12 protein-coding genes are annotated in these 13,154 nt (G+C 41.4%); 9 read left to right on the forward strand and 3 right to left on the reverse strand.

Going from position 1 to position 13,154, the window contains the following annotated elements:
* Window positions 1-123 precede the first annotated feature (123 nt).
* The 5 genes from C1I60_RS11035 (at window position 124) to C1I60_RS11055 (ending at window position 3,389) form a co-directional block, all read left to right on the forward strand.
* Entirely contained in the window at window positions 124-873 is a 750-nt protein-coding gene (locus tag C1I60_RS11035) for a metallophosphoesterase family protein (protein ID WP_252361675.1), read from the forward strand.
* A gap of 125 nt (window positions 874-998) precedes the next feature.
* A complete protein-coding gene (locus C1I60_RS11040; protein ID WP_212734462.1) occupies window positions 999-1,655 on the forward strand; it encodes a hypothetical protein in 657 nt (218 codons plus the stop codon).
* Window positions 1,656-2,061: 406 nt separating this feature from the next.
* Complete coding sequence (locus tag C1I60_RS25565; protein ID WP_252361676.1) at window positions 2,062-2,325, forward strand: hypothetical protein; 264 nt, start codon at window positions 2,062-2,064, stop codon at window positions 2,323-2,325.
* Window positions 2,326-2,565: 240 nt separating this feature from the next.
* Window positions 2,566-3,099: a YfiT family bacillithiol transferase gene (locus C1I60_RS11050; RefSeq protein WP_137061759.1), complete on the forward strand. Its 534-nt coding sequence runs from the start codon at window positions 2,566-2,568 to the stop codon at window positions 3,097-3,099.
* A 29-nt stretch (window positions 3,100-3,128) separates the two neighbouring features.
* A complete protein-coding gene (locus C1I60_RS11055; RefSeq protein WP_137061760.1) occupies window positions 3,129-3,389 on the forward strand; it encodes a hypothetical protein in 261 nt (86 codons plus the stop codon).
* Between the two features lie 370 nt (window positions 3,390-3,759).
* On the opposite strand, the gene C1I60_RS11060 is transcribed toward C1I60_RS11055, so the two are convergent.
* The 3 genes from C1I60_RS11060 to C1I60_RS11070 form a co-directional block, all read right to left on the reverse strand.
* A complete protein-coding gene (locus C1I60_RS11060) occupies window positions 3,760-5,442 on the reverse strand; it encodes a type 2 periplasmic-binding domain-containing protein (protein ID WP_137061761.1) in 1,683 nt (560 codons plus the stop codon).
* Between the two features lie 105 nt (window positions 5,443-5,547).
* Complete coding sequence (locus C1I60_RS11065; RefSeq protein WP_137061762.1) at window positions 5,548-7,158, reverse strand: response regulator transcription factor; 1,611 nt, start codon at window positions 7,156-7,158, stop codon at window positions 5,548-5,550.
* Between the two features lie 238 nt (window positions 7,159-7,396).
* Window positions 7,397-9,196 carry a sensor histidine kinase gene (locus tag C1I60_RS11070; protein ID WP_137061763.1) on the reverse strand — a complete coding sequence of 600 codons (1,800 nt, stop codon included), beginning with the start codon at window positions 9,194-9,196 and terminating at the stop codon, window positions 7,397-7,399.
* 155 nt (window positions 9,197-9,351) lie between these two features.
* On the opposite strand from C1I60_RS11070, the gene C1I60_RS11075 reads away from it, so the two are divergent.
* From C1I60_RS11075 to C1I60_RS11090, 4 genes are all read left to right on the forward strand, one after another.
* Window positions 9,352-10,302, forward strand: a complete 951-nt coding sequence (locus C1I60_RS11075; RefSeq protein ID WP_137062246.1) for an ABC transporter permease — start codon at window positions 9,352-9,354, stop codon at window positions 10,300-10,302.
* Between the two features lie 16 nt (window positions 10,303-10,318).
* Entirely contained in the window at window positions 10,319-11,191 is an 873-nt protein-coding gene (locus tag C1I60_RS11080) for a carbohydrate ABC transporter permease (RefSeq protein ID WP_137061764.1), read from the forward strand.
* A gap of 374 nt (window positions 11,192-11,565) precedes the next feature.
* Window positions 11,566-12,183, forward strand: coding sequence for a hypothetical protein (locus C1I60_RS11085; protein ID WP_170970782.1), 618 nt, complete (start codon window positions 11,566-11,568; stop codon window positions 12,181-12,183).
* 240 nt (window positions 12,184-12,423) lie between these two features.
* The gene (locus C1I60_RS11090; RefSeq protein WP_137061766.1) at window positions 12,424-12,999 is read left to right on the forward strand and encodes a GNAT family N-acetyltransferase; all 576 of its coding nucleotides are present in this window, start codon (window positions 12,424-12,426) and stop codon (window positions 12,997-12,999) included.
* The last annotated feature ends 155 nt before the right edge of the window (window positions 13,000-13,154 follow it).

Consider the following 13,154-nt stretch of genomic DNA (forward strand, 5'->3'; position numbering starts at 1 on the left):
TTTCGAAGAAGTATTTCAGCAGACACATCCGACTTTGTCGGACGTCATGAATACAGAAACGTTATGAGAAATTATTGCCAGCAAAATCAAAGATAAATAATAATTTTTGAAGGAGAAGCCTAGATGAAGATTGCAATTCTAACTGATATTCATGGTAATTATCCGGCATTGAGTGCGGTATTCTCTGATATTGATTTCCGTGGAGATATCGAACATACATATTGTCTGGGTGATATGATTGGCATTGGCCCTAACTCCAACGAAGTGCTTGAAGAGATAATGAATCGAGAGGATGTAACGGCGGTTTCAGGTAATCATGAAGAAGCGGTTTTAAAACTACTGCAAGGGAAGGATACCTTGCCGGGTCATGAAATGATCGCTGAACATCATAAGTGGATAGGTAGGTATCTCAAAAAAGAAAATATCAAGTTTATAGAAGATCTCCCTCAAACATTAGATGTTGAAGTAGAAGGGCAAAAAATATTAATAACCCATTATCATATGAATAAAGAAGAAAGAGAAGTAATAGATGAGAACCCTTCAGGATTAGAATTAGACGCAAAGTATAAAGGCTCACCTTACAATCTCGTTTGTTTTGGTCATCATCATCCAATCCATTACTTCAAGACAGATCAAAGAGTTTATTTGAATCCTGGAGCTTTAGGTTGTAATGATCATGCGATTGCAAGATACGCGGTAGTAGAACTGCAAAAAAGAACAATGAGTATTCAACTTATAGGAACCACATATGACAATAAAGCATTTTTGGAGTCCTTTGAGCAGTTAAACGTTCCAGACAGAGAGTTTATGATAAAAGCTTTTCATGGGAACCAACTTGAGAGAGATTTCAAAGATGGAAATAACATCTCATAACATAATATTCAAAGCTGCGGTTCCTTACAGAACCTAGGTCTGCTTTCAGCAGACACATCCGACTACGTCGGACGTCATGAATACAAGAACGTTATATGAGATCCTAAGAAATGAGAGGTATAGAAATGAATATATCATTTAATTTTAATAACTTGAATAATGTTTATTCGGAATCTATCTTATCAGATGATAAAACATTAATCTTTGAAACCTACATTGGAAAAGGAAGATTCTTATTTATGATGTTTTTATCAGATGAAGATAAAGATTCAAAAGACAAATTGTTTATATATCTAAGAAATACCAACAAATTTACAAAGCCTGTGAAGGTATATGGTAACCATAGTAAAGGGAAGTTTGAAGTATATATAAAAGATGAGTTGAAAGAAGATCTGATAAAGGAACTGCGGTTAAATTCAAATTCAGGTTCTTTTGATTTTATGCGATTTCTTGAACAACTTAATAATAGTTTTCCTCAAACCATAAACCGTGACCACAAAATTGCTGAATTAAGAAAAAATAAAAGCATAATAAGTGAGTTAGGAGTAGTAGACGAAGCTGATAAAACAGTATTAAAGAATGAAGTGAGACTTCCTAAAAGCAAAAAGCCTCAAGATAAAACTTTAAGAAAATTATATATTTATACTGATGGAGCTGTTGAAGATATAACGGAGTTAATTCAATTGCTTAAGAAATTTAATATGACTGTGGCATGGACAACACAGGACAAAAAAAACAATGCCTCAAATGTAAAAGCATTACTTGGTAAGTTAAACTACTAAACGGACTTTATATAACATAATATTCACGCTGCGGACATTCGTCCTTGGTCCGGCATAGCCGGACACCCAGCATGCGCTGGGTCGTGAATACAGGAACGTTATCTGCAATTGCCAAAGACCATAAGAATTATTAGGAGGAATATGTTTTGACCACAATGTTCACAAAAGCAGTTGGAGTTGCTTTTATTGTTTTACAGTTCTAAGACTAACACCATTTATTAATGCTACTGGAAAGTGGTTATTATATGTCTCAATTGCAGCGTTCTTTCTTATACTATATGACTTATTAGAATTTATTATCGAAGGCATAATAGTAAAGAAAGGGATAAAGCTAAATAAAGTTTTAATAATTTTACGTTCTATTCTTCTTGTGTGTGCGGTGACGGCAATAATCGTTTTACCTAATTTGAAGATTGATATTTCTGTCAAACAAGTCAATGCTTTGAGTGATGTATTTACATTAGTTAGCTTAGGCCTTGCAATAATATTAATTGGGTTTAAATCCGAAAGAGCACAATCTTTTTCATTTAACAGAACAAAGAAAGTAAATAATGAAGTAAGAGAATTTCTCAATTCAATTGAAGGGCAAAGTATTATTAATGAACACATAGGTAAGAAATCAATAGAAAATACACAACAAATTAATAAATTGAATGCAGATGCAAAGTAGTGGAAACAGCAGAAAACAGCATATTCACGCTTCGGGCCATTTTTGTCCTCGGTCCGGCCGGAGTTAGAAGCTGATTCGGAGAGGTATTTCAGTAACTAGGAAGGCTATTCAGCCGAACACACCCGCACCACCTAACCGCATCGCGGCCTGCATCTTCGGTGTCTTAAGGTGGTGGAGCGTCGTGGATACAAGAACGTTATGTGCAATTACTGCAATTCTAAAGAAGAAAGGGGAAATACAATGGATCAAATCAAATATCCAATTGGTCAATTTCAACCCAAAAACAATCTTTCAAATGATGAAATAATAAATCTTATTAAACAAATTCCTGAACTAATTAAGCGATTAAATACATTGCTGATTGGTCTCGAACAATACCAATTGGAGACTCCGTATCGGCCGAACGGTTGGACAGTAAGACAGGTCATACATCACTTAGCTGATAATGATATGAATGCGTACCTGAGATTTAAAAGAGGATTAACTGAAAATAATCCATTAGCAAACACATATCGAGAAGATTCGTGGGGAGAATTAATTGATTACAAGAAGTTGCCCGTAGAGAATTCGCTATCACTTATTGAAATATTGCATCATCGCTTTTTAGTGTTGCTGAAAGAACTTAGTATAGAAGACTATAAACGGACTATACAAACCGAAGTATTAGGAATAATTACATTAGAGACAGCTATACAAAGATTTATTTGGCACAACAAACACCATGCATCGCAAATCGAAAACCTAATAAGAAGAGAGAAATGGAAAGACATATAAGAAAGAGGGTAATTGTAAGGAGTTCAAAGATGGCAGTAACAACGCATAACATAATATTCAAGCTGCAGTTCCTTTGGAGCCTGGGTCTGGGAGATGGATTTCGAAATTTAATTGATTATGGAGGATTTATTAAAGTGCCTTTCCTATCTTATACAAGCAATTTGTACGAGGATCAGGAAGGGTGGTTCACAACTGATATTCCATTTTCATTTTTACGTGCATTATTATTAAACTGCTATAACAAGGTTAGAATCGAATATGAGGAATTTATGAAAGGAAGATTATCCTGAGGGCATAGTTCATCACATAGCAACAGATTAAAGCTGCGTTTCCTTAGGCAGCCTAGGTTTAATGGAAGGATTTCGGAGCAGCATTATCGCTTCTATTCAATAACAATATGATCCCTGCATTAATTGAAGGTGGTGATGATAGAAGAGTTTGTAAAATTTCTACTAATACAAGTAAAAAGATTATACTTACAAGGATTACAGGATAGCATTCTGCTCGCGGTTTCCTTGCTGAGTCAGTCTATAGGGGCAGAAGGCGAAAGCGAAAGGCCGAATGCCCATCAAGCGTAGCGATCTTAAACTAAACCAAAGCAAGCCGAAACGACAAAAACACACGCTTCGGCTTTTTATATTTTTTTCTTATTTTTATCCCTTACTTCCCAGACACTGACTTGAACCAATCATTCACTTCTTGCGTAATCTGGTCACCGCCATTGGATTTCCAATTGGCTACAAATTGGTCAAAGGCATCGATCGGCAGCTTGCCGTAGATGATTTTGTTGAAGGTTTCCATTTCGGACTGGCGAAGCAGGTTCCATTTGGATACCATCGTTGGTGTCGCAGCACCGGTGAAGTAGTTTTGCTTGCGAATGTCTAATTGTGACATGACTACCTTGGCTGCGGCCCAGTTTTCGGGTTTGCGGAACTCGGCCATTTGTTTCTCATAAGGGGTTTCTGGCGTTTTCCCATCAGCCAGTTTAACGAGTGTCTTCATGTACAGATTCGGGATACGTGCCGGGCCAGTCAGGAAAGGGAACTCATTGGAGAAGTCTTTAATCTTTTTTTTATCACTGGTCGGTTGTCCGTCCACGATGTCCCAATCGTAGCCTTTGGCGAAGCCGTATTCATATTTACTGCCAGCGGCCGGGTTAGCCAGGTTATCGAGCAGATAGTTATAGTACAGGAAAATGGCTTCAGGATGCTTCGCGTCCTTGTTAATCATAATACTGGCGTTGACGCCGGCGTTCTGCCATTTCGTACCGATGAGTCCATCTGGACCTGTTGGGATTGGATAAGCTTTAATTTTCGCTCCAGGCACATTCTTCAACAGATCGGGGGCTGGCCAGTCTGGAATCCAGTTGGATCCGGGCAGAATACCTGCGGTGCCTTTCGTCCAGCTCTCCGCAGATTTACCTTCATCCCACAGGGCGGAGTCGGTATGAATATAGCCTTTTTCCATCCATTCACTAAGCTTCACGAGTGCCTGCTTTGCACCGGGATTAATGGAGCCGTACTCCAGATTGCCATGGGCGTCTTTGTTCCACTGCTCCTGGACCGTGCCGTATGCTCCGAATAACCAATCGAGTGAGCCCATCCAGGTGTTTGTATTATTTTTCAAGGAAATTGCGAGTGGAAAAACTTCATTAGGTGCTAAGCCATCCGGGTTCTCGTTCTTGAATTTATCCATGATATTTTCAAGATCCGCGATGGTTTTGGGAGCTTCCAGATTCAGCTTTTCCATCCAATCTTCTCTGAACCACAGCAGCGTGTCGTCATTATCTGTGTATTCTAGGATCGGCATATTGTATTTCTTGCCGTCCTTGGTGAAAGGGTACCATAGCTCCGGATGCGCTGCCGCGTGGTCTTTCAGAATTTTATTTGCATACTTGTCGAACAACTCATCGATGGCAATGAATTGACCGGAATCAATAAGTTGATTGGTCAATACCGCATTGGTGGGTACCGAAACGAAATCAGGCAGCTTCTCGCCAGAGGCAATGGCCAACTGAAGCTTTTGTTTGTATTGATCATCATTGGCTGGATACCAGGTATCTTTATGCTTCATGCCCAGCGTTTCCAGCATCCACCGATCGTGAACGTTATTTTCTTTGGTGTCCCCTTGAACGTATTTCTTCGGCATCAACACCGAACTGAACTCAATGGGTGGATCGTATTTCCCTTTTGCAAAAGCAGCTTCTGCTTCGGGTGAACCGACCGCCGCCAGCGTATTATCGTTCGTGGCATTCTCATTGGATGTTTCGCCACTGCTACAGGCTGTAATTGTGATAAGAGCGATGACCATGAGCAGCGACCACCATGCTTTGAATTTGATCATTCTTCAATCCCCCCTACGGTGTATGATCTTTACAAGTGTAACTGTATCAAGTCGGCGGGGATGGCATCTATATGAGTTTTTTAGTTTCGATAGGACTCTATCATGCTATTTATGATGGTCTCTGTACTCCTGGGGCGTGACCCCAAACTGGCGTTTGAACACCTTGATAAAATAAGCAGGGTCCATATATCCAATCTCCATGCTGATTTCATATACTTTTTTGGTGGTCATTTTCAGCTTGTGACAGGCACGATCCATGCGCAGGCGCGAGATATAATCACTTATGCCTTCACCAGTTTCAATCTTATAAATCTTGGACAAATGGGTCGGATGCAGATTGACATGGTCGGCCAGTACACGGAGGGAAACATCCAGATGCAGGTTTTTATCCGTAAAATCCTGAATCTTTCTCACATACTCGGAACGTATGTCTTTGATTTCGTTGGACGTGCCTTCCTTGAGTTTGCCGAGCACACTAAGCGACCATTTTCGCAGTTTACTGATGGTGGAGAAAGCTTTCCCGCTCTGCAGCCACTCCATATCGCTACCCATTAAGGTAGCCAGAGTAAGCCTATTTCGGTGTGCGAGATTGGTGAAAGAAGCCGTAATTAAAAAACCTGCCTCCATACAATGCTCCCACGATTCCGACCATTTCTCATCCAGTTCCTCACAGACGGCTACTATTTTTTCTTCTGCGGCATCCCATTGCCCGCTTTCCAACAGATGAATGAAAGAGGGCGGAGTATACAGGACATCCAGGGGGCCTTGCGCTGCGGGCGTTTCCACGTCACTGACCCGCATCACGAATTCGCGCTCATCTCCGACAATTTGCCGGAAATAAGCCGAGGCCTGCCGAAAGCGGTCATATAGCTGTTTTGGAAACGGGAACCACTCGGTGATGACGATGGAGAGGGAACCCTTCAGGAACTGCTTGACCTTAGACTGAAGCTGCACAGAAAGCTTCTCCAGTATAGTTTCTTTTCCAATGTCGGTATCGTTCTCTTTAAGTTGAAGCAGAAACACCAGATATCCATGTTCCTCCTTCACGCCCCAGACTTCCATAAACTCACCCATAATCTCTTCAGCCATATTGATGACTGCATATTCGATCAAGGTTTGATCGTTGTTGTCATAGTGCCTAAATTCTTCTTCCATGCGTACAAGCATTAACGCGTAATCTCCGGCGTGGAAGGGCAGATCGTAATTCGCAAGTTTCCGTTCCCATTCGCCGGCTGCGAATCGATGTCCCTGTAAGGCCTCAAGGAGCAGTCGACCACGTAAATGGGGCAGATTCTCCCGAAGGGTAAACTGGGTTCGTTTAAGTGAGCTTATGAGCTCCCATTCTGTGTTTAATTGATCAATAGCCTTTTGAACGGCGCCCATCAATTCATCGTCAGTCGGTGGTTTCAGCAAGTAATCAACGGCCTCGTACTGGATGGCTTTTTTGGCGAAATCGAATTCGGAATATCCGGATAAAAGAATACACTTTATTTTTTTGTCACGGACTCTGATCCGTTCGATCAGTTCAATCCCTGTCATTTCGGGCATCTGAATATCCGAGATCACAATATCAATGGGGTGCGTATCAATAATTTGTAGTGCTTCATGTGCTGAGTAAGCTTTATGCACATGTTCAATCCCCAGAGTGTGCCAGGGTTTGGTCATGGAAAGGTTATCTACCCAGTGTGCTTCATCGTCTACGATGATCATCTGCATCTTATTTGTCTCCTTGTTGGTTTGTGTATATAAGTTGAACGAATGATTTTACACGGAACCACTGCGCGGTCAGAACCATCTTCTGATCGCTGTTATCCCCAGATTTTTTGAATCCCTTACAAAAGGGGAAATCCGGGGATAAGCCTATGTTTCCGATGTAGCTTTCTTTCAGAAAGCTTTTTGGCGAACGCTTCGCTTCTCCAGATCTGCCCTCTCCGTTATCGTGTAAATGTTTAGTTCAACTTATATCGTTATGATTTTCTTCCTCTGTTGGAATCTCCCAGATGATCTCTGTTCGGAATCCGCCGAGCGGGGACGGCTTGAAAATAAGGCGTGACTGATTGCCGAACAGATGCATGATCCGCTGGTTCGTATTCCAGAGACCACAGCCCATTTCCCCCTGCAGCGGCTGCTGCATTTTACGATTCAGAGCTTCCAACTGATCCGGGCTCAGGCCGGGTCCGTCGTCATCAATGTAAATTTTGCAGAAACCGTCCGAGCTTCCCCCGCTAATTCGGATTTCACCAGATGAATATGACTTCGTTACACCGTGAATGACCGAATTTTCCACAATCGGTTGAAGCATTAAACGTGGAACAGACTGACTAAGCATATGCTCAGGGATATCGATATGATATTCAATTCTCCCATTGCGCAGCTTTTGGATATCCAAATAGTTGACGAGCAGCTTGATTTCTTCCTTCAAAGAAGACGTTTCTCGTTCCACTCGGGTGGTATAGCGATAGTACGCACTTAAGTTATAAGCCATAGAGATGACCGCTTCTTCATCCTTCATCTGGGCCATATTGATGATATAGCCAAGGCAGTTATACAGAAAATGGGGATTGATCTGCGCCTGCAGCTGCTTCAGCGTAGCTTCCCGGGCTCTGATCTTTTCATGAAATACATTCTCGATCAGATCTTGAATTTGATGAGACATATCATTAAATCGTTGAAACAGAAATGAGAACTCATTCTGATCCTTGCTATGCAGACGTACGGAGTAGTCTCCCCACTCCACACGCCGTAAGCCCTGAATCAGCTTTTTGATCGGATATTGAACGTTTCTGTACAGTAGTATTGAAGCGGAAATGCCCACAACAAATAGCAGAATCATAGAGAGATAGAACAGGTTCCGACTGAGTGAAATGGGTTGCAGGATCTGATAGAGTGGGACCACATCTACTAAATGCCAATCCAAATATGAAGACTTTACAGAACTGACCAGATAGTTCTTCCCATTCAGCTTCACGACATCCTGTGTAGTGTCCTCCAAGGAGTGAGTATCCAGATAACGAATGAGTTCTTCGGATAGCTGCTTCTCTGCACTGCGGTTCAGAATGGGCGAATTCCCTTTGTGATAAAAGAAGGGATCGCCTTGTCCACCTTTCTTATACGTATCCAGCATGTTCTGAATGTTCTCATAACTAAAGCTGGCTTCAATCACTAGGTTGCTTCCCGTCAATATCCCCGGCTGGGCCAAGGAATCGGTAAAGAACCAGTAAAAGGATTGAAGCTTCTCTTGAGATTCCGCACCATGATCACCATATGTCCATTGGCCACTCATATTTCTTTTTAGGTAATTCTCATCATAACCTGATGTTCTGTTGTAGTTGGCGATGACATCGTGGTTCTGCTGTGAATACACAGCATATCGGGTGGGCCATATATCGGTGACTCCGGATTGAAGCATCATCTTTTCCTGAATGACATATCGGGTCTGCATCTGGTCATAAAGATCATCCCACATGTTCAAACCATTGAATGCTCTGACATTGGGATCTCTAGAGAGAATAAGACTGAAATCCATCATCTGAGTAATGCGGGAATCGATCTGACTGGATAAAAAGGTGAGCTGTTTGGTATTGGATATTTGCAGCTCTTTGCTTACGACATCGTAGGTGACATTGTTAGAGTAGGTATACATGATAATAATGGGGATGAACAAAACCACGATTAAGCCGTTTATTTTGGCAAACAGACTAAACCGGGATCGAGCCGTTCCTTGGAATAATATAAAGCGCTTCCATATATTCATAAAAGCCTCCTTCAATCGATATTCCTAACAAAACCATATCCAGCCTAACAATGTTATATAGTCAGACCTGAGGAGTGCCTGATACTATTTATAGCAGAGATTCCCATTACACACAAAAACTTTTTTGGGAACAGGAGGGCGCTATGGAGGCTAATATGGAGGCTAACCGGGTGCCGCAGGCAAACAGTGGGAGCAAGCCGAATAGAAGAAAAAAGAAAGTCTATAAACAACCATGGATTCTCCACTTGATGGTGTTGCCGGCGGCCATTATGATTTTTATTTTTTCGTATATTCCGATGTCCGGGATTCTTATGGCATTTCAAGACTATAAACCTGCACTGGGTTTTTTTAATTCTGAATGGGTCGGACTAAAGCATTTCAGGTACATGTGGGAGAATGATTATTTCCTGCAAATTACGTGGAATACGCTGTTTTTTGCCTGTTCCAAAATGGTAATGAACCTGATTATTCCATTTATCTTCGCCTTATTGCTGAATGAGGTCAGGAAGATGGCGCTTAAAAGAACCATTCAAACGCTCGTGTATCTTCCGCACTTTTTGTCTTGGGTTACGCTATCAGGCATTCTGATCGATATTCTGGCCCAGACAGGGATCATCAATCAATTCCTTTCCTCTGTATTCGGCATCAAGCCGATTTTCTTCCTTGGGGATGGCAACTGGTTCCGCTTTACGATCATTGCAAGTGATGTCTGGAAGGAGTTTGGCTTCAACACGATCATTTTCCTGGCGGCACTGTCCGGTATTAATCCGTCACTCTATGAAGCGGCTGAAGTGGATGGGGCGGGGCGCTGGAAGCAGACGATGTATATTACCATCCCGGCGCTTATTCCGATTGGGATCGTGATCGCAACCCTGGCACTAGGCAATGTGCTCAATGCAAACTTCGATCAGATCTTTAACTTATATAGTCCATTAATCTATCAGCAAGCGGATATCATCGATACCTTTGTGTACAGGGAAGGTCTGCTTAGTGGGCAGTTCAGCTTCGCTACCGCCGTGAATTTATTTAAATCGGTTATTAGCTTAATCCTGATCGTGATCTCATACCGACTGGCCTACCGCTTCGCGGGGTACAGAATTTTCTAGAAAGGATGACGAGCCGATGTACCATAAAACGATTCCTTATCGAGTATTCAGCATATTCAATAATGTGTTCCTGACCATCCTTTCGCTGCTCTGCTTGCTGCCTTTATATCACTTGCTCATGGTATCTCTTAGCGCATCCGCACCTGCCAATGCTGGACTGGTTACGTTCTGGCCGATTGGTTTTACGCTTGAAGCCTATGCCAAGACGTTTGATAATGCCAATTTCCTCTCCTCCTTGTGGGTGTCTGTGGAGCGGACGGTACTTGGAACGGGACTTGCGTTAGTGGTAAATACGATTGCAGCGTATGCGCTCTCCAAGGAGGCGCGAGTCTTCCGTGCACGCAATGTTTACCTTTGGTATTTTGTCATCACCATGTTATTCAGCGGTGGTCTCATTCCGGGCTACATTCTGATTCTGAAGCTTGGACTGATGAATACATTGCTGGCATTGATTCTGCCTGGATTGGTTGCGGTATTTAACATTATTCTGCTGCTTAATTTCTTCCGTACCGTACCCAAGGATCTGGAGGAAGCCGCTTTTATTGATGGGGCAGGGCATTTGCAGACTTTTATCAAAATATATTTGCCCGTCTCCATACCCGTCGTTGCCACGGTTTCCCTATTCATGATGGTCGGACATTGGAACTCTTATTTTGACGGAATCATCTATATTCGAGATTCAGAAAAGCTTCCGCTGGCGACATTTATGCAGACGATTATCGTTCAGGCCGACATGTCCAAGCTCGACCCGGAAGTCGTCGCCAATCTGTCCCAGCGAACCATTCGGGCCTCGCAAATCTTTATCAGTGCACTGCCGATCCTGCTCGTGTATCCGTTTCTGCAACGTTATTTTGTGACCGGGATCGTGATCGGGGCGGTAAAAGAATAATAAATCTACCTATTGAATAGGGTTGGAAAAGGGAGTTACTGAACTAGTCCGAGACTAGGCCATGTAACTTCTTTTTTTGTAACGTAGAAGTAGGGGAGAGTAAAAATTCAACGCTTAATTTAGTAGTAATTATAACGCAGCGCTATAAGCATGCCAGCACGAAAAATATCCAGCGTATTCAGAGCCTGCTGGATCACGTGGATATGGAAGCTTGAGCTCTCTGCTTAATATTCCTTTTTCATCAATTTTTTCTTCGCAAGTGGAACTGAGTGAGTTATCATATATGTAGTTCAGATACTCACTTGAAGGTGCAGTACTTACGAAGTACATAGATTAGATGTTAGTTGAAATACACGCAATGATGAAATGAGGGAATGAGATGCCAAAATATTCTCAAGTCCAAACCTAATATAAAGTGCGATCAAAGTAATATAAAAGAGCTCATGCTTGACTTTATAATCGCATTAAATGATTGTGGGATTAAAGACGCTGAAATAATTTCTGTTTTTAGTGGACTAGAATGGGAGATAGATGAGGATGGCTATGTGTGTGTGAATGGAGGAGAAGAAACAAAAGAACTTATGATCGCTGGACAACTTATGCACATTCGTCCTTTTGTTATGGGCGGGACTTCAAAAAGCATCAAAGAATTGCAACAACCTTGGCTTGAAGTTAGCCTTTTCCTTTGGACAGAGGAGAACGTACAATATTATTTTGATTACGCATTAAGAGAAGAATATAGTTTAGTTATTTGGAAGTTAATGAAAGTATTATTACATTTATCTAATCAATCTAGTGTGTATTTTACTAATGAAGCAACTGATGGCCGTCCTTGGGAAGCGTTAATACAGAACGACTTGGATAATATATGGATGTTTGATGCTGCAATAATAAATAAAGGAAATATGAATTATTATCAAATTATCGACGAGTCAATATTTTTCTCGAATCTCCAGGCGGATGAATTATTAATTGTTCGGAAAGAAACATGAATTAAAGAACCTTGGTGATTTTATTGCAGGGAGGCGTGTAACTCATATAACATAATATTCACGCTTTGGGCTATTCGGCTCTTGGTCCGGCAGGAGGATTTCGGAGATGTGGAAGCAGCCGTACACGTTGATCTTCCTAAGATGGGAACTATCTAAGAAGATCAATATCGTGAATACAGAAACGTTATCGGAAATCAGTGCGAATCATCGTAATATCAATACAAACAAAGGAGGATTTATATGCACTCTGAAAAGAACCCGTACAGCCTGACAATAGAATGTAAAGACATTATCCTTCGCGAATATCAATTAGAAGATTTAAATGAATTACATGAACTTACATGGCAGCCGGAGATTTATGAGTTCTTACCAGGTTGGAATGTTGAAAAAGAAGTCAGACTAGACTGGTTGAAGAATTATGAAATACCAGAAAACAATCAATTTCTTAAACTTGTCGAAGAAGGACTGGATGTTGGTGATCTTAGACTGAGGCTAGGGATCGTACTTAAAGAAACCGGGGAATTTATTGGCTGGTGTTGTTCAGGAATAAAAGACGATCTTCCAGCACCAAACAGAGAAATCATGTATGGTATTTCAAAAGAACATAGAAGTAAAGGATATACGACTCAAGCAGTTCAGGGAATAATTCAGTATTTATTTGATAACACGGAGATCAAAGAATTAAATGCAATTGTATTACTAGAGAATGGTGCATCGAATAGAGTTATTCAAAAAAGTGATTTTAAGTTTGTCGGAGAGATAGAAATAGATGATGAAATATATAACCATTATAAAATTCATAAGATAGATTTTTGAAATATGGTGAGCTAATTCGGGAAGGCACTGACATCCTATAACATAAATTCAAGCACGGCTCCTTCGGAGCCTTGGTCTGCGAGATGGATTTCGGAGAGGCATTTCAGCAGACAACCCTATGGGTTCATGAATACAGAAACGTTATAGGAAATCAG

This window comes from Paenibacillus terrae (genome assembly GCF_005217525.1).
Classification (GTDB): Bacteria; Bacillota; Bacilli; order Paenibacillales; family Paenibacillaceae; genus Paenibacillus; species Paenibacillus terrae_C.